Genomic DNA, 20964 nt, shown 5'->3' with positions numbered 1-20964 from the left:
TTCTTTTATTAAGACTCAAAGAAACAGATTAAATGGATAATTTTCAAATAGAAACCGCTCAAAATATTAGTATTAATCAGAATGTTGCCAGCGTGGGCGACCGTATACTGGCATTTGTAGTAGACGTATTTATTATAGGTGTTTATATAGTAATTAGTTCACTGGCACTGGCAGGTACCGGGTTAGATGCTGCGGGCCAATGGGTTTACTATTTGGTAATGGGGCTTCCAACCTTGCTTTATTATTTGTTGTGGGAAAGTTTATATAATGGGCAAACCCCTGGTAAGGCCGCTTTGCAAATTAGGGTGGTAAAGTTAGATGGTAGCAGGCCTGCTTTCGCTGAGTATTTAATTAGATGGCTACTACGTTTTATAGATATTTCCCTTAGTAGTGGAGCTATTGCAGTAGTGACTATTTTACTTAATGGAAAAGGACAGCGTTTAGGTGATCTTGCGGCAAAAACAACGGTAATTTCAGAAAAACCCAGAACTAATTTAAGTCGAAGTCTAGGAGTAGACCTGCCCGAAGGCTATCAACCCAAATATCCCCAGGTAAGCCTTTTAAAAGATGCCGATGTGCAGAATATTAAAAATTTGTATCAAACCGCTAAAATAAATCGTAATCACCAACTTATTTTATCGCTTTCAGATAAATTGGCCGAATTACTGGAAACCCAACCCCAGGAAGCCCCTATGGAATTTGTACAGCAAGTAATTAGCGATTATAACTATTATACACAGCGGTTGTAATTAGTCTATAATTTCAATATCCATTTCTACATTGTCTATGGGCCATTCAGACTGGCCGGTTTTAACTTTTGCGATTTTTTCAGCTACATCCATTCCTTTGGTAACACGCCCAAAGACAGTATGGTCGTTATTTAGGTGCGGGGTTCCATTTTTATCCATCACAATAAAGAACTCGAAGGGAGAAGAAGCTTTACTCACATTTTGTTCGCTGTATTTTGCTGCTGAAAACGCTCCATAGGTATGTTTATGCCCGGCTTTAAATTCGCTTGGAATAAGGTAATCGCCAATTTGTGAACGTTTTCTGGGAGTAGCTACATTATCTGAGTTTCCACCCTGAATTACAAAGCCGGGGGCTACACGATGAAAAAAGGTGTTGTTGAAATAGTCTTTTTTTACCAACATTATAAAATTAGCACGATGTAAAGGCGTGTCGTGATAAAGCTTTACTTCAATATTTCCAAAACTGGTAATTATGCGAATATGGTTTTCTGGGTTTTCTTTTCCATATGCTGTTAAAAATGGAATTAGTTGCTCTTGTGGAATAGGGAATCTATCATCGGTTTCTTTTTCATCTTTAGTAGCTTTTGCTTCTTTTTTAGAATATTTAGCTTTTAGAGAGTCTATTTTTGAAGTTTTCTTAGTAACTTCTTCTTTGGTAGAGCCACTTTCCAGGGTGTTTTTACTGGAAGATTCCTTATCTTCACAGCTTGCAAAAGAAAGAATTAGGAAAAGATATAAGATAGAAAGCGAGGTTTTCATGGATTTTAAGGATTTTAAAGACAGGGTACCAAAATTAAAAAAAATTGGACTTCCGGGAGAAAAGGCGCATCATAAATTAGTGCCGGGGAATCGTCGTGAGGTTATGAAAACCCTGGATATTAATAGTCTTAAGCCTAATAAAGCGGGTGTTATGGCAGTTTTTTATCCTAATAACCTGGGGAAAACGCATTTGGTATTAATTCTAAGGAAAACCTATAAAGGAGTTCATTCTAATCAAATTGGTTTTCCCGGCGGGCGTGTAGAGCCCGAAGACGAGAGCCTTGAGCAAACCGCATTACGGGAAACCGAGGAAGAGGTTGGGATCCCCCGGAATAAAATAGAGGTAATAAAGGAACTTACTCGTTTGTATATTCCGCCCAGTAATTTTTGGGTGCAGCCTTATTTGGGCTTTATGCAAGAAACCCCAACTTTAATTGCACAGGAGAGCGAAGTAGAACGCATTTTAGAGGTAGATTTAGACCACTTTTTAGATCATTCTAATTTTGTGACCGAAGAATTAAGTACCAGCTATGCCAGCAGAATGCGCGTGCCGGCGTTTAAACTAAATGAACAAATTGTATGGGGAGCTACCGGGATGATGCTTAGCGAAATACGAGAAATATTTAGAAAGAGCTTCTAAAACCTAAGAATTGCTATATTTGCGCGGCTTAATTTTTATTATATAATCGATATTTAAATAGTGTTCGCGCTGTTTCAAAATTAATTGGTTAGATATCGTGAACTGGAATCTTAACTTAATGGAACTATAGGTTTACGGGAAAGTAAGAATTGAAATTTAAACTATGGGATTAGTAAAGAGAAATCCGTTTGGACACATTTTATTTCTGAAAAAGTGGCTTATCCGTATTTTTGGATTGCTAACCCACCGTCGTTATCGTGGTTTTAATGAATTAAACATTGAAGGTTCAGAAATCATTAAAAACCTTCCCGAAACAAATGTGCTTTTCGTTTCTAACCATCAAACTTATTTTGCCGATGTCACGGCTATGTTCCACGTTTTTAACGCCAGTTTAAGCGGCAGGGTAGATACCATAAAAAACATTGGGTACATCTGGCAGCCTAAACTTAATATTTACTATGTAGCTGCCAAAGAAACCATGAATGCGGGTTTGCTTTCCAGGGTAATGGCTTATGCAGGAGCTGTAAGTGTAGAGCGTACCTGGCGGGCAAAAGGGCAGGAAGTAGAGCGTAAGGTAAATCCTAACGATACCAAAAATATAGGGATAGCTTTAAAAGACGGTTGGGTAATTACTTTCCCTCAGGGTACAACCAAACCTTTTAAACCTATTAGAAAAGGGACAGCCCATATTATTAAACAATATAAGCCAGTTGTAATCCCTATTGTTATAGATGGCTTTAGACGATCTTTTGATAAAAAAGGAATCAGGATTAAGAAACGGGGTATTCTACAAAGCATGCAAATTAAAGAGCCGCTTCAAATAGATTATGAAAATGATTCGGTAGAAGAGATTGTAAACAAACTGGAATATTCCATAGAGCAGCATTCTTCTTTTATGAAGGTGATTCCGCCGGAAGCTGTAAAGGAAATGGAAGAACTAAATAAAAAAAGGAAATATTAATAACTTTATTTCAAACCCCCGAAATAGATAGATTTGCAACCCAGGCGTTATTTTTACTTAATTAAAATTCAGTATTTAGGTTATCGGTTACACGGTTGGCAAAAGCAGCCCGATGTAAAAACGGTAGAAGAGTTAATCACTAAAACCCTAGGATATGTGTTGCCTGAAGAAAAATTTAAAATTTTAGGCACCAGTAGAACCGATGCCATGGTATCTGCTCAGGAATCGGCTTTTGAGCTGTTTTTAGATTACCAGCCATTAAACGATTTAGATGAATTCTTAAAAGAGTTCAATCTTAATTTGCCACAAGATATTCGGGCACTTTCTATAACCGAAGTAGATGCAAAGTTTAATATAATTCAACATCCAAAACTTAAGGAATATGCGTACCTGTTTAGTTTTGGAGAAAAAAACCATCCGTTTTGTGCACCTTTAATGGCGAATTTTCAATTTGATTTGGATATCGAATTAATGAAAAAGGGAGCCAGGCTTTTTGAAGGTAAACACCAATTTAGGAATTACTGTGTGCGGGTTTCCAAGAACAGTAAATTTGAGCGCGAGATCATAAAATCTGAATTGGTAGAGAACACCGAAATAACCGCCAGTTTTTTTCCTGAGAAATCTTATATTTTTCATATTCATAGTGCCGGTTTTTTAAGACACCAGGTAAGGCTTATGATGGGCGCTTTATTACAGCTTGGCAAAGGTGAATTAAGCTTAACAGATCTTGAAAACAGCTTAAAACCGGACGTGCAAATGCAAATGAATTATGTTGTGCCGGCTTCAGGATTGCTTTTAAATAAAATTGGCCTGGAAGATTTTTAAACCTCTGCTTCCTGTTTTTCCAGGACAGTTAAAGCCAACCGAATACTACCGTAATCTATGGCACCTTCAAAATGCTCAAAATACACTTTTAAACCTTCGGGGTTTTTTAGTTCGGCTTTTGCTTTTTCAATAGCTTTAAAATCGGCTTTAGAAATATATTTTAATGGGTCTACTGCTTCATTTTCAGCATATAGTTTAGCTAAATGGGAGTAGATTGTAGTAATGGCCAATTCCCGCTTTTGGGCTATTTCCTCTAAACTTAAACCTTCATTTAATAAATTAAGGGTTGCCTTGTAGGTATTTGATTTTTTTCTCTTTTTGTTAGTTCTTTTGGCTTTACTGAAAGCGATAATCTCTTTGATGAATTCATAGCCGTAATCCTGCATTTTTTGTCTTCCCACACCATTAATTTGAAGAAATTCATCATCGGTCATAGGGCGGGACTTCTCCATTTCCTTTAAGGTTGCATCATTAAAGATAAGGTAGGCAGGGATTTCTTCTTCCCGGGCAATTTTTAAACGCAATTGCCTTAATTTTTCGAAAAGGGAATTATCGGAAGAATTTTCTTCAACAATATTTTCTTCACGACGTTTGAGCTTTTTTCGATCGGGAACTTCGGCAAGTTGTACTTTTTCACCTTCAAAAAGCACATTTTTTGCCATGGAAGTGAGCTGTAGGTTATTGCCCCTGTGAAAAGCGATCTCTACATAACCAAGGTTAATAAGTTGAATAATATACTGTTGCCAATGATGCCAGGAAATATCTTTGCCTATACCAAAGGTTTTAATTTGCTGATAATTTTTGCTGAAAACTGCTTCGTTTTGTGAACCGCGAAGCACATCTATCACTAAAGTAATGGGTTCATTCTCCTTTAGCCTGAAAATACAGGAAAGGGCTTTTTGAGCGATTACTGTTCCATTAAAAAACTGCGGCGGATTCTTACAAATATCACAGTTGCCACAATCTTCTTGTTTTAACTCTCCAAAATAGCTTAACAATATTTTTCGCCTGCAGCTTAAAGCTTCCGAATATTGTTTCATTCGGTCTAGCTTTGCGAGCTGCACCTCTTCATTTCCTGAGTTTGAAGCAAATTTTTGTAGCTGCACCACATCGGCATAACTGTGAAAAAGCAAAGTATCTGAAGGCAACCCGTCCCTACCGGCCCTACCAATTTCCTGGTAGTAACCTTCCAGGTTTTTGGGCATGTTGTAATGAATTACCCAGCGAATATTAGATTTATCTATTCCCATCCCAAAAGCGATAGTAGCACAAATAATCTTTGAGTGATCGTTGATGAAATTATCCTGAATTTCAATGCGTTTTTCTGCCGGTAAACCGGCGTGGTAAGCTTCAGCCTCAAAACCTTTTCGTTGCAGTTTTTCAGCGATTTCTTCAGTGTTTTTCCTACTTAAGCAATAAATTATTCCGCTTTCTTTTTTACGTGTTTTAACGAAATTAGTTATTTGTTCAAAGCGTTTAATTCCGGCCCTAACATCTAAACTTAGGTTTTTCCTATCAAAAGAAGCGATGTGCTTTTTAGCCGTGGGTATATTTAATTGCCGGCAAATATCTTCGCGCGTCGCTTTATCGGCTGTAGCGGTTAGCGCAATCATTGGGGTAGTGGGGAATCGGTTTTTTAAATACCCCAACTGCGTATAAGCCGGTCTAAAATCGTGTCCCCAGCTAGAGATACAATGGGCTTCGTCTACGGCAATCAGGCTTATTTTTCCGTCGGTCATAAACCTATCAACAAACTGTAGGCTTTCCGGGGCTACATAAAGCAATTTTAGTTCTTTGGAATCAATTTTTTTAAAGATTTCCTGTTGCTGGCTTTCTGTTTGGCTGCTATTTAAAAATGCCGCAGGAATGCCATTGGCAGTAAGCCCGTCTACCTGGTCTTTCATTAAAGCGATAAGCGGCGAAATAACAAGGGTAATTTCAGGAAGTAAAATTGCAGGAAGCTGGTAGCAAATAGATTTACCGCCACCGGTGGGCATAATTACCAGGTTATCTTTTCCTGCAAAAACCGAATCTATTATTTTCTTTTGGAGTGGTCTAAAACTATCGTAACCAAAATATTCTTTAAGCGTATGTAAAACCCGGGTATCTTCCATAGCTGCAAAGTTAGTTTAAACTAATAATTAGCAAACAATGCCAGGTAGAAATATGGAAATCACCTATTTTAATATCGGGTTAACCTAGATTGAAAAGCAAAGGTTTTAGAATTTCGGCAGGATGGCGATTTTAAGAATTTTAAACTTCAGAATTTTGCTGGAATCAAATAAATTTTAAAGATCGTAAGCCACGTAGGCCTGGTTAATTATCCTAAAAGAGGCACTGGGGTCGTTAACATTTTCAAAAGCCTGGTAATCTATCCAAACAAATCCGTTGTCGCCCCAGTCTTCCCCCCAGGAGTTTACCAACTTAAAGGCATTATACTCATCGCTAAAACCAACTACCAACATAGCGTGGCAGGTTACATCATTATAATCTATGCTGTGCTCGCGATAAGCGGTTAAGCCAAAACTATCGGTTTTTCCAAATTCCGGAGAAAGGACTGCACCTACTATAATGGGTTGCTGCTGGGTGAGTAAGGTTTTTATTTCGGCCACCATATTTTCGCCGCTTAAAGCTTTATAATCAGATATTCGAGCTTGCTTTGCGGCTTCAACTGCAGCTTCTCCAGGCTGGGTACTACATTCATCTTCTGTATAGGGAAAAATATCCAGTGCGGCCACGCCCTGGTCTTTAATTAAAGCAAGCGTTTCAGAGATAGAAGTTCCACCGCAGTCATCGGTTGTAAGTTGGTTGTAGGTATATGATGGGCTCAGAATATTTGCTTCAGAATAGGCAAGGCCCGATTCAATTTTTTCCTGAAAAGATTTCATATAATAGCTGGTGGCCCAGGAAGCACAGGAACCCAATTCACCCTGATTGCCAACCGGTGGTAGAAATTCAGATAAATCAAAGCTTTCGGGTAAATCTTCGGGAATATTTAGCGCTTCCAGTAGGTTTTCAGTATCTATAGTGTAGTTTCCATTGCCTTCACAGTCTAATCCTGTAGCATATACTTCGCCATCTTCAGAAATAAACTGATTTTCGGTTTCCTGCGGTGTTTCAGGACTTTCCGGGTTATTGCTACCGGAAGTATTTATATCGTCCCTATCTGTATAACAGGAAATAAGACTTAATCCAATTGCTAAAAAGAGTAGTTGAAGTTTTTTCATAATGGTTCCGGATGTTTTTATAAGTATTTAAGCATCAATGATTGCACCAATTTATTTAACTGCTGTGAGATATCTTTAATGATTTCAAAATAGTAGATATGTTTATATGTTGAGCCTTTAATTATGTAATCCTAATTTGTCGCAAAACTTAAATAGCCTCATTATATGTTCACGGTTAATTATAAAAAAATGAATTCTTTAGGACACCCTTATTTTAAGCTCTTTAGCTTATTAAAATACTATTTAAAAAGAAATTAGTGGCTGCCATGGAAAATATGTACATTTGCAGCCGCAAAAAATCAATACTATGAAAGCCGGAATTGTAGGATTACCAAATGTAGGAAAGTCGACACTTTTTAATTGTCTTTCTAACGCCAAGGCACAAAGCGCAAACTTTCCTTTTTGTACCATAGAACCTAACGTGGGAGTGGTGAATGTTCCAGATCCAAGAATCCAACGTTTAGAACATTTAGTAAATCCGGAAAAAGTACAACCGGCCACCGTAGAAATAGTAGATATTGCCGGTTTGGTAAAAGGAGCCAGCAAAGGCGAAGGTTTGGGGAACCAGTTCCTGGGAAATATTAGGGAGACCGATGCAATTTTGCATGTTTTACGTTGTTTTGAGAACGATAATATTGTACACGTAGATGGTTCTATAGATCCTATTCGGGATAAAGAAACCATAGATATGGAACTTCAGCTGAAGGATCTTGAAACCACCGATAAAAAGTTGGAGAAAGTAAAGCGTGCCGCCCGTACCGGGAATAAAGAAGCACAAAAAGAACTGGAGGCTTTAACCAAAGTAAAAGACGGTTTAGAAGCCGGAAAATCTGTTAGGGCTATTGATCTTACCGAGGATGAAAGAAAGGAATTTATAAAACCATTGCAATTTATTACCGATAAGCCGGTAATGTATGTTTGCAATGTAGATGAAGGTTCTGCGGTATCTGGAAATGAACACGTAGACAAGGTTAGGGAAGCGGTAAAGGAAGAAGGTGCTGAGGTTTTGGTGCTTGCCGTAGGAACTGAGGCTGATATTACCGAATTAGATGATTATGAAGAGCGCCAAATGTTCCTTCAGGATATCGGTCTGGAAGAGCCGGGAGCAGCTAAGTTAATTCGTGGAGCTTATAGTCTTTTAAATCTTCAAACTTATTTTACTGCCGGGGTAAAGGAAGTACGTGCCTGGACTATTCCTGTAGGTGCTACCGCACCACAAGCTGCCGGAGTAATTCATACCGATTTTGAGAAAGGCTTCATTAGAGCTGAAGTAATTGCTTACGAAGATTTTGATACCTTAGGGAGCGAGGCAAAAGTAAAGGAAGCTGGAAAAATGCGTGTAGAAGGTAAAGAATACATCGTAAAAGATGGTGATGTAATGCACTTTAGGTTTAACGTATAATTCTTTATTAATTCTAAATATAAGTTTAAGAGCCGCTGTTTAAGTGGCTCTTTTTGTTTCCTATTTTCTTAATTTAGAGGAAACAGGAAGCCTTATGAAAGATAACTTTTCTTCACACTCTTCAGCTTATGCTACTTATAGACCTACTTACCCTAAAGCTTTGTATCAATTTTTAAAGGAAAAATTGAATACTACTGAAAATGTCTGGGATTGTGGCACCGGAAATGGGCAGGTGGCTGCAGAATTGGCAACTTTTTTTAAAGAAGTACAGGCTTCAGATATTAGTTGCCAACAATTAAAGCATGCAATTAAAAAAGATAATATTCATTATTCTTTACAAGCCGCAGAAAATACAGATTTCTCAGATAATAAATTCGATTTAATTACAGTGGCACAAGCTATTCACTGGTTCGATTTTGAGCAATTTTATAAAGAAGTAAACCGTGTTTTACAACCTAATGGTCTCATTGCGGTAATAGGTTATTCTTTATTTAGAAGCAACCCTGAAACCAATGCAGTTATTCTTAAGTTTTATCGTAATATTATTGGCGATTTTTGGGATAAAGAAAGACGCTACCTGGATGAACAGTATCAAACGATTCCTTTTCCATTTCAGGAAATAAAATCCCCGGGATTTCAGCAGGAATATACCTGGTCTTTTGAACATTTAGTAGGCTATTTAAACACCTGGAGTGCTGTAAAGCATTACGAAAAAGAAAAAGGAATAAACCCTGTAAACCTCATAATAAAAGAACTTAAGACTTCTTTTGGAGCTAAAAATAAGGTGGTATTTCCAATTCTTAGCAGGTTAGGAAAGCCTGTTAATTAAGATATTAAATAGAACTGGCACAAAATATGATTATCTTCGGGTCGTTAAAAAATGCTTACTAACGATTAAAAATTATCTACAATGAATAAATTGGGTTTTGTTTTTTTGTTTGTATTAGGAACGCTTTTTCAAAATAGTTTTGCGCAAAGCTTTGCCGAAGACCAATCGGTAACCCAACAAGTGCTTCAGGAACTTAACCGTGAGCGAAGCTTGTTAAGTCAGAACCTGGAGTTTAGAATTAAAGAAATCGACTCTAAAATTAGTAACCTGGATGAAAGTATACAGAACACGAATTCCTCGGCCGAAAAGGTTGAAAAGCTATTGGAAAGGGTAAAGTTTCTGGAAGAACGCCAGGAAGAAATAGACAAAAATACCATTAGTGTTTACAAATATAATTACAGCTCGGCCGTATTAAACCTGGCTTCTATGGAGAGGGAAATTAAACCTTTGAATCTTTTTAACGCTTCAAGAGAGTTTTATGCTACATTAGATGAGGTGAGTAATCCTATGCATTATGAAGGCTACCAGGAATGGTTTGGCGAATTTAGAAAGTTTGTAGAAGAAGAAAAGAAGAATGATGCCAGGCTTTCGGCCCTAAGCCATATTTTGTCTGTCACCGGAGATCTTGCACAAGGTACGCCCTTTACAGGAATGTTCGCAGGAACCGTTTTTGACGGAATTGGCAGCTTTATAAATTCGTTGGGTTGGGGCGATAAAAAGCTAAAAAAGCAAAGTACAGAAATGTTGAAGTTAACCACAACTGTCGCACAATTTACCCACGATAAAGATCTTATAGAGACCGAATGGGAGTCTATAAATAAAAACCTGGATGAATTAAAAGAGCTTCAGGAAAAGGCAATGCAGGAAAACCTGGTGCAAATTCTTGAGATAGATCCAAAGGAGTTTGATAAAAAATTCACGAATGAAACCGATGCAAAAAAGCGTACCCAATATATTCTAGACATTTCAAAAATAGCAGAAAATAAGATTGTGCAAGAGAAAGCGAAGAACCCTGAAAACTGGAAGCAGGATTATCACGATCAAATGATTGCAGTGCAGAATTTAAAAATAAGGTTTGGGACTATTACTTTTAGAATTCTTGAAAACCTAAAGAAGTATGACTCTCTTATCAAGAAATATGAAAACGATGAATATTTAAAAACCAAGATTGTAGATTTAAAGAATAAACTGAATACGGTAAGAAACAGTTTTGAGTCTACTTTTAATCCGCAAGAGTATATTAAAGCCTCTAATGAGATGTATGTAGTAGAGTAGAGGATTTCTTAGTAATAAAGACTATCTGAAAATCATTAAACGTAATCCTGATTTTATTTCAGAGCTTGCACCGATTTTTCATCGGAGATCTAAAATTTTCAGATAGTCTTTTAGTTTTATCTAGTGTTTTAATTCCGGAAGAAGTTTTTCAATTCTATCTCTGGAACCTTCATATTGCGAAGGCAGTTTGAGCGCGCTACCAAGCTCTTCCAGGCTTTCATCCCTTGTGAATCCCGGATTATCGGTTGCAATTTCAAATAAGACTCCCCCGGGTTCTCTAAAATAAAGTGAGAAGAAATAATCCCTATCTATTTTTTCAGTGATTTGAAGGCCTTTTTCTCTAATCTTATCTCTAAAATACATTTGAGTTTCTTCATTTTTAACCCGAAAAGCAATATGATGATTAGTTCCACCGGCGTTAATACCGCGCTCAGCAGTAGGATCCTGATGGATGTCTACTATGGCCGCATTTTCTACGGTATTGGTCTTATATCGGTAAAAATCATCTTCCTTTTCCTCGAGTTCATATCCAAAAATATCGGTAAGAATACCAGCCGTAGGACCTACGTTATTAAGGGTAAGGGTAACGTTATGAAAGCCTTTTATGGCAACATCGCTATTAATCTCATCTGTTTGCCAGGCTTGCCGATCATCACTATGTTTGGGAACTACCAATTTTAAATTAAGACCGTCGGGATCACGAAAAGCTAAATATTCTTCACCAAATTGTTCTCTGGTTTTACCATATTCCACTCCATGTTTTTCAAAGCGTTCTTTCCAAAAATCCAGGCTTCCTGCGGGAACAGAATAACCAATTTCTGTAGCCATGCCTACACCATTTTTGCCTTTTTTAACTCCTTCCCATGGGAAAAATGTGAGGATGCTGCCGGGTGTTCCACTTTCATCTCCAAAATAAAAATGATAGGTTTTGGGATCATCAAAATTCACAGTTTTCTTAACCATTCTTAATCCCAGTATTTTTGTGTAGAAGTCGTAGTTGCGTTGCGCATTTCCGGCAATTGCCGTAATATGATGCAGACCAAGTATTTTGTGTTCCATGTTTTTTATGCTTAAGTAAGCAAAAAGTAACTAAAACAAGGTTAAAGTAATTATAAAAGTAAAGTTAATATCAAACTTAAATAGATTTGACCTTATGGAATTTTAGTGGAAAAAGTGAATTGTAGGGGATGGTGGCATAAATAACCCGAATAGGTGTCTTTTTGCTTAACTGAAATTCAATATCCTTGTTGATCGCCCTTTTTTCATTAAAGGTGCTTATGAAGCCGTTTTACAATATTATACGTGTTGGAATCTGAATATGTGCCAAAGGCATTTACTAAAACACCCTTTATTTTATGATTATGGGAGGAAATTGCATATACAATCATTTCGTCTCCGGGATCTGTCATCCCTTCAAACCTATAAATTTCATCTATCTCAAACTCTTCAGGCGAAAGCTGCAGGCTACGTGCGGTATCTACTAGTTTATCGTTTTCCGGCTCTAATTTAAAGTCGGTAGTATATCCGCGAGACGCCAAACCATTAATAGCCTGGCTAACTGTTTCGTAATTGTGTCTTTTTACTACCATAATCAGGATAATTAATTATTATAATGAGCTTGAAGATAATTTAGTTCAATGAAGCTATTATCTTCTTAAGTTTTTGCTGTACTTCTGTGGCTATTTCCTCGAGAGAATCATTTTTTGCCGCTTGCATGGAAGAAATTGGATCTACTGCAGAAACTTCAATTTCACCATTTTCGTTTTCTTCAACAATTACATTGCAAGGCAGAAAAACGCCAATCTTATCTTCGTTTTTTAATGCTTTATGCGCAAATACGGGATTACAGGCACCTAAAATCCTGTATTTTTTAAAGTCTACATCAATCTTTTTTTTCAGTGTTTCTTTTACATCAATTTCAGTAAGTACCCCAAACCCTTCTTCTTTTAAAGCTGCAGTTACTGTTTTTATAGCTTTATCAAAGTTTTTTTCTTTTAACGTAGTATTAAAATAGTAGCTCATAACTTAAATTTTATAGATTAAATTGCAGGTTTAATTTACGAAGAAAATTATATAGTCTATAGTTTTTTTCGGAAACTGTTCTAAAAAAAGATTTATAATCTGAAGCTCATTGAACTTTAGAAAAAGATAAAAAAGCTTACTTTTGTGGTAGAAATTCTACTTTTTGCAACTAATTATGGGTCAAAGAATATTACTGAATGCCGATGAGATAAATATTATTCTCCACCGTCTTGCCTGCCAGTTAGTTGAAAATCATACCGATTTTAAGCATACGGTTATAATTGGAATCCAACCCCGGGGTGTTTTTCTTGCCGAAAGAATTATAAAAATCCTTCAAGAAGAATATGGGATCACAGATTTGAATTACGGGCATTTAGACATTACTTTCTATCGGGATGATTTTAGAAGAGGAGAGAAACCTCTTGAAGCCAATAAGACTAAAATAGATTTTATAGTTGAAGATAAGAAAGTTGTTTTTATAGACGATGTGCTGTATACTGGCAGGAGTATACGAGCGGCGCTTACAGCAATACAATCATTTGGCAGGCCCGCCGAAATAGAATTATTAAGTTTTATAGATAGAAGATTTAGCCGTCATTTACCAATACAACCTGATTATAATGGGAGGCAGGTAGATGCCATAAATGAAGAAAAAGTAATAGTAAACTGGAAAGAAAACGATGGGGAAGACGTGGTTTATCTGGTTTCTAAATAAGTAAATATATGAGCGAATTAAGTGTAAACCACTTACTTGGAATTAAATATCTTAATGAGAAAGATATTGAGCTTATTTTTAAAACGGCCGATCATTTTAAGGAAGTGATAAACCGGCCTATAAAAAAAGTCCCTTCGCTAAGAGATATTACCATAGCTAATTTATTTTTTGAAAATTCAACCCGTACCCGCCTTTCGTTCGAGCTTGCTGAAAAACGATTAAGTGCAGATGTTGTTAATTTCTCGGCAGCTTCTTCTTCGGTTAAAAAAGGAGAAACGCTTATAGATACCGTAAACAACATTCTCTCCATGAAGGTTGATATGGTAGTTATGAGGCATCCAAACCCCGGTGCAGGTATATTTCTTTCCCGCCATGTAAATGCAAGTATCGTTAATGCTGGAGACGGGGCCCACGAGCATCCTACCCAGGCACTTTTAGATTCTTATTCTATTAGAGAACGTCTTGGGGAAGTAAGAGGGAAAAAGGTGGTTATTGTTGGGGACATTCTTCATAGTAGAGTGGCACTATCTAATATTTTTGCACTGAAATTACAGGGAGCCGAGGTGAAGGTATGTGGTCCAAAAACACTTATACCAAAACATATAGAATCTTTAGGGGTAGGTGTGGAGACCAATCTTAAAAAAGCTATAGAATGGTGTGATGTAGCTAATATGCTTAGGGTTCAAAATGAGCGTATGGATATAAGTTATTTTCCAAGTACCCGCGAATATGCTCAACAATTTCAGTTGAATAAAAGCTTATTGGAAAGTCTGGATAAAGAAATAGTGGTAATGCACCCGGGACCAATAAACAGGGGGGTAGAAATTACCAGTCAGGTTGCTGATGCCGAAAACGCTATTATTTTAGATCAGGTTCAGAATGGAGTTGCCGTTAGGATGGCGGTAATATATTTACTTGCTTCTAAAATTAATAGGTAGAGGTTAGGCTTAAATAATTTTAAATTTAAAGATTGAACTTATGAAGATTTTAGAGAAAGAAAATTATATCTTAATAGACCCCCTGGAAGCCCCAATTGTAGATTTTGTTTCGCTTCTTACCCAGAGACATACCGAATTTGAGAAGAAGAATCTAGTAGTTAATCTTCTGGCTTATAAAAACCTTAAGAAAGATGAGGTGCTGGGTTTTTTAGAAATCTCTAAAATTCATCAAGCACAAAATAAATCTTTTGTTTTGGTTAGTAACGCCATTACTATAGACGAATTGCCTGAAGACATTATTATGGTTCCTACATTGAGAGAAGCCGAAGATTTAATTCAAATGGACGAAATTCAAAGAGACTTAGGGATATAAACCTTTTCTATGAAGCTCAATATCCTTGGTTGTTATGCCGCTACTCCGCGTAGCTTTACCAATCCCAGCGCTCAGGTTCTGGAAATGAAAAACGAGTTGTTTTTAATTGATTGTGGTGAAGGAACCCAGGTACAACTAAGGAAGAATAAAATAAGGTTCTCTAAAATAAAACATATTTTCATATCTCACCTGCACGGGGATCATTGTTACGGACTTGTAGGCCTTATTTCCACCTTTAGATTATTGAACCGGGAAAATGAGCTACATGTTTATGGCCCAAAGGGGATAAAAGAGATCATTACGCTACAATTAAAATTGTCTAATTCCTGGACAAATTATCCACTTTATTTTCATGAATTAGAAAGTAAAGAAGCCCAAATTATTTATGAGGATGAAAAACTAAGTGTAGAAACTATACCATTGGTGCATAGGGTATACACCAATGGTTTTCTTTTTAAGGAGAAGCCGGGAGACCGTAAACTACTTATAGATAAAGCAATTGAATATAATATAGATGTTGCTTTGTATAGGAGCTTAAAAAAAGGAAAAGATGTTAGGTCAGAGTCAGGGGAGCTTGTTCCCAATCATCTGGTAACTGCTAATCCAGAACCACCAAAAAGTTATGCTTACTGCAGCGACACAGCTTTTAACCCAAAAATGATTCCACAAATTAGTGGTACCACAGTTTTGTATCACGAATCTACATTTTTAGAAGATAAAGCTGAGTTGGCATTTCCAACCAAGCACAGTACGGCAAAAGAAGCCGCACAGATTGCCAAAGAAGCGGGGGTAGGAAAATTAATCTTAGGGCATTATTCTACACGCTATACCGATATCAATTTATTTAAAGAAGAAGCTACAAGCATTTTTAAGAAAGTTGATCTAGCCGATGATGGTAAGGTTTTTATCTTTGAATAGCACTTCCACTTCATTTTACTTACATTTTTGACTAGCAGTGTTTTAAACACCTCATTTTTAGTAGGTTTAATCCTACTAAAAATGTTAAAATGCAGAAAAAATCGATGAAATGCATACTTAGCTATGCATTTAGTCGATAAAAAGTGTACTTTTAACTTCCCAAGTCTAATATTATGACCTATGAAAAAAAGTACACTTAGATTTATCGTGCTTGTTTTGCTAACTGTCTCAACAGTTTCTTGTGCAAAAGAAAGTATAGAGGAAGAAGTAAATTCTTACAATCACACCGCTGAAGAAAAAGTGCATTTTGATTATTCTGAAATTGAAAACACTATTTTAAAACTGGTGAATGAACATAGAAAAACATTAGATCTTAAACCATTACAGCCAATTGCTGAAATTTCTTTTGAAGCAGAGTCCCATAACTACTATATGTTAGAGGTGGGGAAAGTTAGTCACGACAATTTTGGAGCGCGCTACGAAAATTTAGTAAAGACAGTAGGAGCCAAAGCGGTTAGCGAAAATGTGGGGTATGGTTATCGTACTGCAGATGCGGTTGTAAAAGCCTGGCTAAATAGTAAAGGGCATAAAGAAAATATTGAAGGTAACCATTCTCATTTTGGCGTATCGGTAGTAGATGATGCAAATGGACGTAATTATTTCACCAATATATTTATAAGAAAGTAGAGTAATTATTTTTTATAACTTGATTAAGCTAAAAAGGTTCAGCATTTTGCTGAACCTTTTTAATTTATAAAAGAAGCGTAATAGCTTAATTCATGTTTACAACACTAAATATAGAACGTCGGTTTAATTGATGCTGCTCTCTGGAACATCTATCACAAGCTATTGCAGGTTTACGTTCACCATAGCCTTGCTCCTTAATACGATCTTTATCAATTCCTTCGGCAATTAAGTAATCACGAGTTGCTTTAGCTCTTCTTTCGGCTAAAGCTTCGTTATAAGCTTCACTTCCGCGTTTGTCGGTATGCGATCCAATTTCAATTACCAGATCGGGGTACTCATCACGCATTAATTTTACCAGTTTATCTAACTCTTTTGCGGCATCAGGTCTAATATTGCTTTTGTCAAAATCAAAGTATATATTGTTTATTTCTGCCAAATACTCTACATCTGCTACAGGTTGAAGAGCAATATTATATTCCATTTCTACTTTATCTTCCATGTTTTTGGTGCTTAAAGTAGCCTTGAAACTCTTATACTCTATCTGTTTTGCTTCCAGGGGAATGCTTATATTTCTATTTACTTTTGTTTTGTAATTTCCATCGTTATCAGACTCCAGAAAAGCAATTTGCTCGTTTTCTTCATTAAAAAGCCTAATAGTGGCCTGCGCAATAGGATTGCCATTCACCGCATCGGTAACTTTTCCTCTTAAAATTAGTGGAAGCAGACGATTAAATGCGTATACATTATCTGAGCCTTCACGGTTTGAAGCTATAAAACCGGCATTAGTATCAGATTCGCGAAAATAACTAAAGTCATCTAAGTTGCTGTTTATAGTTTCTCCAAGATTGGTAATTTGGGCGTTCCCATTTTTTAAATCAATTTTAAAAATATCTGCCAAACCATAGCCTCCATGACCTGATGAGGAAAAATATAGTTCTTCATCTTCATCTATAAAAGGAAAGGTTTCATCTTTAGCTGTATTAATTTTTTCTCCCAGGTTTTCAGGTACTCCAAAATTATTATTGCCGTTGATAGCAACTTTATAGAGATCGGTGCCACCCTGACCACCGGGCATATTGGATGCGAAGTAAAGTGTTTTTCCATCTTTGGAAACCGATGGATGTCCTACAGAATAGGCGTCACTGTTAAATGGCAGTTCCTGAATATTCGTCCAGGATCCACCTGAGTTTTGGGCAGAATAAATCTTTAAATGATTTGTGGCCTCTTCGTCACGTTTTCCTTCTTTGTTATTGTAATAGTTGTTTCTGGTAAAATAAAGCGTTTCACCGTTAGGGCTAAAGCTTAAAGGACCATCGTGTAATTTAGTGTTGATTTCTTCTGAAATTGAAGTAGCTTCATTTTGAGGGTTTAGCTCATAAATATCCAGGAATGGCTCGTTATTCCAGGAATATTTTTTGTCTGAATTATTCGTGTTTCTGGCAGAAACAAAATAGGTTTTCTCCCCATTTTTTACCGCTCCAAAGTCACTGAATTCTGAATTAAACCCGGTTTTTGTTAGTGTATACGTAGTTTGAACCTCCGGATGCCTTGCGTTAAGTATTTTACTGACTTCTGTAACAACTTTTCCGTCGCTATCAAGATATTTTTGTAACCATTTTCGTGACTCTTCATATCTTTTAGCTCCACGTAAAGCCCTGGCATAGTCATAATAATATTCGGCAGAACTATTTAAAGAATCCTCTAAAATGTCTTCATAATAGAATACAGCATTCTCCGGACTTCTTAATTTCATGTAAATCTCGGCCAGTTTTATCCTATTTTCCCTGGTATTATAGTCGTTTTCAATAAGATCTTTATAAACTTCTACAGCTTCAGTATAAGCGAGATTGTTATAAAGTTTATCTGCTCTCTTTTGTTTCCCATATTGTGCTTGCACCGACATGCTAAACACGAAGAAAAATAGGCTTAAATAGTATAGTTTTTTCATAATTAGCAGCTTTTATTTTAGAAGAATCGGGGTGATTTATAGCGTGTTTTTTGGAACCTGAATTCATAAATAAGCAAGATTTCATGAGATCCCGAGGTATATGGTCTAATATCTGAGATAGAGTATTCGTAGGCATAACCGGCCCTAAAACCATCAAAGAGTTCTATATCCAGGAAAGCCCCCAGGGCATCGTCTAACCTCCAGTTAGCTCCCAGATAAAATTTCTCATTAAAAATCATTGTTCCAGAAAAATCTACCGAAAGTGGTGCACCGCTGGTCATTTTAAGTAAAGATGTGGGCCTAAATTTTAGGTTTTCGTTTAGATCAAAAACATATCCACCGGTAAGGTAATAGTGAACCTGTTCCATAGCCAGGAATTCACTAAACTCGTGGTTGTTGTTATTGATTAGCTTTGGTGCCGATGCTCCTATATACCAATTTTGGGAAGATAGATAAAAACCAAGTCCAAAGTTGGGTGTCCATTTATTAAATCTATCTTCAAAAAAGGGATCATTTAAAACCTGCGGATCGTTAAATAGCTCCCGGTCGAGATTGTAATAGCTCATCCCGGCTTTTAAACCCATAGCTAAAGAGACATCATTATTAAAATCTAAGCGATAGGCAAAATCACCATATGCGTAGGTATAATTTTCATAGCCGGTTTTATCGTTTATTACCGAAAGTCCCAGGCCTACTTTATCGTTGGTAAGCGGGGAGTGGATGGAAAGCGTTTGGGTTTTTGGTGCCCCACTAACGCCGGCCCATTGATTTCGGTTTAATGCCGTTATGGAAAATCCATCCCTGCTACCGGCATATGCCGGGTTTACAGATATAGTATTGTACATATACTGGGTAAACTGCGGCAATTGCTGCGCTAATCCAGTTATGGAAGACATAATACAGAATAGGAGTAGGTATATATATTTCATGATGTTCTGTTTTTATTTTGTTCCTAAATAGATGTAACCTTGTATTGGTTCAAATCCGCTATTTCTAATCTCCAGGACATAGAAGTAAGTTCCGGATGGCAATTGATTGGAACTTGTTGCCGAATTTGTAGCATAGCCATCCCAATCGTTTTGGTAATTAGTGGCTTCATATATTTTATTTCCCCATCGGTTAAAGATCATCAAGTCATAAGTAAATCCACATTCACTGGCAAAATCTATTGTGAAATAATCATTGCGATTATCCCCGTTTGGTGTTACCGCTTTAGATATACTGGACTTAATATCTTCCAGGCTACATGGTAATACCACACAATCATCATTAATGTTCACCGTTACACTTGTGGTAGAGTTACAAATACCATTGTTAAGTTGATATTCAAAAGTATAAGAGCCAACCTGTAACAATGCCGGGTCAATAAAATCTTGGGTTAAAGCACCGGTTTGCTCAGTATCTACCCAAACTCCGGAGTCATCATATTCACCTTCCAAAAGTTCAAAAAGATTAAAGCTTGAGTCTTCTATACAAAGGCTGATAGCACTTGTCTCAATTTCAGTTGCAATAGGTTCTTCTAATATAACTTCTGTAGCTTCAGATACCTGGCCAAATTCATCCTTTGCGGTTACCTGGTAAGTTCCCGGTTCAAGATCTGTAAATTCCTGTACCGCTTCATAGTTTTCACTATCTATACTATAGGTAAGTCCGTTTTTAGTATTTATTAGGATTACCCCCGTTGGTGTTAAACAGTCTGGTTGAATAAGGTCAACTTCCGGAGCAGACGGTATCGGTGGAGTTTCTTCAATAATTACCAGGAATGAACAGCTAACAGAATTTCCAGAAGCATCAGTAACCTGATATGTTACTACGGTCTTTCCTACAGGGAACTCTTCGCCAGAGGCAAAGCCTTCTATGAGTTCAATACTGGTTCCTGAACAGTTATCTGTAACTGAAACCCCCTCGTAATTAACAACAATAGAATCTGTTCCATTTTCAACACTTAGTTGAATATCATCGGGGCAGGTTAATACCGGAGCTTCATTGTCTATTACATTTACTACAAAACTAGAGTTTACTGAATTACCATTCACATCAGTTGCGGTATATGTTATTTTTGTTTCCCCTATCGGAAATTCAGCACCCGAAGCTAAGCCCTCAGTAAGCTCTATGCTTTCTATGCCACAATTATCATTAGCCGAAGGAACCGAATAATTAACAATTGCTCCACAGCTATCGGGATCCGTATTTACTGTAATATTTTCCTGTTCAGCAATTACCGGTGCCTGATCGTCAGTTACCATTATGGTTTGTATTACCGGTTCAGCCTCGTTTCCATTATCATCTGTCACGGTCCATGTAATATTGGTGGTTCCCACGGGGTATTCTGCATCTAATGGCAGATTATCATCCCTTGTTCCGTTTACATTTCCAACCGTACAGTTATCAGTAGCCGCCGGAGGTACAATTTCTATCATTGCCCCACAGGTATCTGCATCTGCATTAGTATTGATGGCTTCTACAGCAGCGATTACCGGCGCCTGGTCGTCAGTTACCGTTACAGTTTGTATCACTGGTAGAGCTTCGTTTCCATTATCATCTGTCACGGTCCATGTAATATTGGTGGTTCCCGCGGGGTATTCTGCATCTAATGGCTGGTTATCATCCCTTGTTCCGTTTACATTTCCAACCGTACAGTTATCAGTAGCCGCCGGAGGTACAATTTCTATCATTGCCCCACAGGTATCTGCATC

Annotated in this window: 21 protein-coding genes; 12 read left to right on the top strand and 9 right to left on the bottom strand. The window is 37.1% G+C overall.

Annotated features, from left to right (window positions below; genetic code table 11):
• The first annotated feature begins 32 nt into the window (after nt 1-32).
• A complete protein-coding gene (locus I6U50_RS10630) occupies nt 33-749 on the top strand; it encodes an RDD family protein (RefSeq protein ID WP_198638809.1) in 717 nt (238 codons plus the stop codon).
• Here I6U50_RS10630 and I6U50_RS10625 read toward each other — a convergent pair whose 3' ends face one another.
• Nucleotides 750-1508, bottom strand: a complete 759-nt coding sequence (locus tag I6U50_RS10625) for a peptidylprolyl isomerase (protein ID WP_198638808.1) — start codon at nt 1506-1508, stop codon at nt 750-752.
• Here I6U50_RS10625 and I6U50_RS10620 point away from each other — a divergent pair.
• The 3 genes from I6U50_RS10620 (at nt 1507) to I6U50_RS10610 (ending at nt 3934) form a co-directional block, all read left to right on the top strand.
• Nucleotides 1507-2148: an NUDIX hydrolase gene (locus tag I6U50_RS10620; RefSeq protein ID WP_193710871.1), complete on the top strand. Its 642-nt coding sequence runs from the start codon at nt 1507-1509 to the stop codon at nt 2146-2148. The two genes, I6U50_RS10625 and I6U50_RS10620, sit on opposite strands and share 2 nt — an antisense overlap.
• A 163-nt stretch (nt 2149-2311) precedes the next feature.
• Entirely contained in the window at nt 2312-3109 is a 798-nt protein-coding gene (locus I6U50_RS10615; RefSeq protein ID WP_198638807.1) for a lysophospholipid acyltransferase family protein, read from the top strand.
• Nucleotides 3110-3142: 33 nt separating this feature from the next.
• Nucleotides 3143-3934, top strand: coding sequence for a tRNA pseudouridine synthase A (locus I6U50_RS10610; protein ID WP_198638806.1), 792 nt, complete (start codon nt 3143-3145; stop codon nt 3932-3934).
• Here the strand turns inward: I6U50_RS10610 and recQ are convergent.
• Together recQ and I6U50_RS10600 are read right to left on the bottom strand one after the other, a co-directional pair.
• On the bottom strand, nt 3931-6048 hold the full coding sequence (gene recQ / locus I6U50_RS10605) for a DNA helicase RecQ (RefSeq protein WP_198638805.1): 2118 nt from the start codon (nt 6046-6048) through the stop codon (nt 3931-3933). The genes I6U50_RS10610 and recQ overlap by 4 nt on opposite strands.
• A 174-nt stretch (nt 6049-6222) precedes the next feature.
• Complete coding sequence (locus I6U50_RS10600) at nt 6223-7161, bottom strand: C1 family peptidase (RefSeq protein ID WP_198638804.1); 939 nt, start codon at nt 7159-7161, stop codon at nt 6223-6225.
• A gap of 307 nt (nt 7162-7468) precedes the next feature.
• Between I6U50_RS10600 and ychF the strand changes: the two genes are divergently transcribed.
• From ychF to I6U50_RS10585, 3 genes are all read left to right on the top strand, one after another.
• Nucleotides 7469-8563, top strand: coding sequence for a redox-regulated ATPase YchF (ychF, locus tag I6U50_RS10595; protein WP_193710876.1), 1095 nt, complete (start codon nt 7469-7471; stop codon nt 8561-8563).
• Nucleotides 8564-8657: 94 nt separating this feature from the next.
• Entirely contained in the window at nt 8658-9392 is a 735-nt protein-coding gene (locus I6U50_RS10590; protein WP_198638803.1) for a class I SAM-dependent methyltransferase, read from the top strand.
• A gap of 81 nt (nt 9393-9473) precedes the next feature.
• Nucleotides 9474-10667, top strand: coding sequence for a hypothetical protein (locus tag I6U50_RS10585; protein WP_193710878.1), 1194 nt, complete (start codon nt 9474-9476; stop codon nt 10665-10667).
• A gap of 120 nt (nt 10668-10787) precedes the next feature.
• Here the strand turns inward: I6U50_RS10585 and I6U50_RS10580 are convergent, their stop codons facing one another.
• From I6U50_RS10580 to I6U50_RS10570, 3 genes are all read right to left on the bottom strand, one after another.
• Nucleotides 10788-11726 (bottom strand): ring-cleaving dioxygenase, encoded by a 939-nt coding sequence (locus tag I6U50_RS10580; RefSeq protein ID WP_193710879.1) that lies wholly within the window; start codon nt 11724-11726, stop codon nt 10788-10790.
• 206 nt (nt 11727-11932) lie between these two features.
• On the bottom strand, nt 11933-12256 hold the full coding sequence (locus tag I6U50_RS10575) for a phosphoribosylpyrophosphate synthetase (RefSeq protein ID WP_193710880.1): 324 nt from the start codon (nt 12254-12256) through the stop codon (nt 11933-11935).
• Between the two features lie 40 nt (nt 12257-12296).
• Nucleotides 12297-12689: a DUF302 domain-containing protein gene (locus tag I6U50_RS10570; protein WP_198638802.1), complete on the bottom strand. Its 393-nt coding sequence runs from the start codon at nt 12687-12689 to the stop codon at nt 12297-12299.
• 175 nt (nt 12690-12864) lie between these two features.
• Between I6U50_RS10570 and pyrR the strand changes: the two genes are divergently transcribed.
• From pyrR to I6U50_RS10545, 5 genes are all read left to right on the top strand, one after another.
• Complete coding sequence (gene pyrR / locus I6U50_RS10565; protein ID WP_193710882.1) at nt 12865-13404, top strand: bifunctional pyr operon transcriptional regulator/uracil phosphoribosyltransferase PyrR; 540 nt, start codon at nt 12865-12867, stop codon at nt 13402-13404.
• An 8-nt stretch (nt 13405-13412) separates the two neighbouring features.
• The gene (locus tag I6U50_RS10560) at nt 13413-14342 is read left to right on the top strand and encodes an aspartate carbamoyltransferase catalytic subunit (protein ID WP_193710883.1); all 930 of its coding nucleotides are present in this window, start codon (nt 13413-13415) and stop codon (nt 14340-14342) included.
• A 40-nt stretch (nt 14343-14382) separates the two neighbouring features.
• Entirely contained in the window at nt 14383-14715 is a 333-nt protein-coding gene (locus tag I6U50_RS10555) for a ribonuclease Z (RefSeq protein WP_198638801.1), read from the top strand.
• Nucleotides 14716-14724: 9 nt separating this feature from the next.
• Entirely contained in the window at nt 14725-15633 is a 909-nt protein-coding gene (locus I6U50_RS10550) for a ribonuclease Z (protein ID WP_198638800.1), read from the top strand.
• Nucleotides 15634-15813: 180 nt separating this feature from the next.
• The gene (locus tag I6U50_RS10545) at nt 15814-16320 is read left to right on the top strand and encodes a CAP domain-containing protein (protein WP_198638799.1); all 507 of its coding nucleotides are present in this window, start codon (nt 15814-15816) and stop codon (nt 16318-16320) included.
• A gap of 85 nt (nt 16321-16405) precedes the next feature.
• Here the strand turns inward: I6U50_RS10545 and I6U50_RS10540 are convergent, their stop codons facing one another.
• The 3 genes from I6U50_RS10540 to I6U50_RS10530 form a co-directional block, all read right to left on the bottom strand.
• Nucleotides 16406-18268, bottom strand: coding sequence for an OmpA family protein (locus tag I6U50_RS10540; RefSeq protein WP_198638798.1), 1863 nt, complete (start codon nt 18266-18268; stop codon nt 16406-16408).
• 17 nt (nt 18269-18285) lie between these two features.
• Nucleotides 18286-19197, bottom strand: a complete 912-nt coding sequence (locus I6U50_RS10535; protein WP_193710888.1) for a PorP/SprF family type IX secretion system membrane protein — start codon at nt 19195-19197, stop codon at nt 18286-18288.
• A gap of 12 nt (nt 19198-19209) precedes the next feature.
• Nucleotides 19210-20964, bottom strand: a 1755-nt coding sequence (locus I6U50_RS10530; protein WP_198638797.1) for an HYR domain-containing protein, incomplete at its 5' end; no start/stop codon positions are given.

Source organism: Salegentibacter maritimus (assembly GCF_016236975.1).
Classification (GTDB): domain Bacteria; phylum Bacteroidota; class Bacteroidia; order Flavobacteriales; family Flavobacteriaceae; genus Salegentibacter; species Salegentibacter maritimus.
The sequence above is the reverse complement of the archived record's forward strand: the minus strand, read 5'-3'. Positions and strand labels throughout refer to the sequence as shown.

What these genes read in the sequence shown, in the direction of transcription:
- I6U50_RS10580 (WP_193710879.1), bottom strand. Translation starts at nt 11,726, where the DNA reads ATGGAACACAAAATACTTGGTCTGCATCATATTACGGCAATTGCCGGA.
- I6U50_RS10555 (WP_198638801.1), top strand. Translation starts at nt 14,383, where the DNA reads ATGAAGATTTTAGAGAAAGAAAATTATATCTTAATAGACCCCCTGGAA.
- I6U50_RS10540 (WP_198638798.1), bottom strand. Translation starts at nt 18,268, where the DNA reads ATGAAAAAACTATACTATTTAAGCCTATTTTTCTTCGTGTTTAGCATG.
- I6U50_RS10535 (WP_193710888.1), bottom strand. Translation starts at nt 19,197, where the DNA reads ATGAAATATATATACCTACTCCTATTCTGTATTATGTCTTCCATAACT.
- I6U50_RS10590 (WP_198638803.1), top strand. Translation starts at nt 8,658, where the DNA reads ATGAAAGATAACTTTTCTTCACACTCTTCAGCTTATGCTACTTATAGA.
- I6U50_RS10625 (WP_198638808.1), bottom strand. Translation starts at nt 1,508, where the DNA reads ATGAAAACCTCGCTTTCTATCTTATATCTTTTCCTAATTCTTTCTTTT.
- I6U50_RS10550 (WP_198638800.1), top strand. Translation starts at nt 14,725, where the DNA reads ATGAAGCTCAATATCCTTGGTTGTTATGCCGCTACTCCGCGTAGCTTT.
- I6U50_RS10560 (WP_193710883.1), top strand. Translation starts at nt 13,413, where the DNA reads ATGAGCGAATTAAGTGTAAACCACTTACTTGGAATTAAATATCTTAAT.
- I6U50_RS10585 (WP_193710878.1), top strand. Translation starts at nt 9,474, where the DNA reads ATGAATAAATTGGGTTTTGTTTTTTTGTTTGTATTAGGAACGCTTTTT.
- I6U50_RS10620 (WP_193710871.1), top strand. Translation starts at nt 1,507, where the DNA reads ATGGATTTTAAGGATTTTAAAGACAGGGTACCAAAATTAAAAAAAATT.
- I6U50_RS10600 (WP_198638804.1), bottom strand. Translation starts at nt 7,161, where the DNA reads ATGAAAAAACTTCAACTACTCTTTTTAGCAATTGGATTAAGTCTTATT.
- I6U50_RS10575 (WP_193710880.1), bottom strand. Translation starts at nt 12,256, where the DNA reads ATGGTAGTAAAAAGACACAATTACGAAACAGTTAGCCAGGCTATTAAT.
- I6U50_RS10630 (WP_198638809.1), top strand. Translation starts at nt 33, where the DNA reads ATGGATAATTTTCAAATAGAAACCGCTCAAAATATTAGTATTAATCAG.
- ychF (WP_193710876.1), top strand. Translation starts at nt 7,469, where the DNA reads ATGAAAGCCGGAATTGTAGGATTACCAAATGTAGGAAAGTCGACACTT.
- I6U50_RS10545 (WP_198638799.1), top strand. Translation starts at nt 15,814, where the DNA reads ATGAAAAAAAGTACACTTAGATTTATCGTGCTTGTTTTGCTAACTGTC.
- recQ (WP_198638805.1), bottom strand. Translation starts at nt 6,048, where the DNA reads ATGGAAGATACCCGGGTTTTACATACGCTTAAAGAATATTTTGGTTAC.
- I6U50_RS10615 (WP_198638807.1), top strand. Translation starts at nt 2,312, where the DNA reads ATGGGATTAGTAAAGAGAAATCCGTTTGGACACATTTTATTTCTGAAA.
- I6U50_RS10570 (WP_198638802.1), bottom strand. Translation starts at nt 12,689, where the DNA reads ATGAGCTACTATTTTAATACTACGTTAAAAGAAAAAAACTTTGATAAA.
- pyrR (WP_193710882.1), top strand. Translation starts at nt 12,865, where the DNA reads ATGGGTCAAAGAATATTACTGAATGCCGATGAGATAAATATTATTCTC.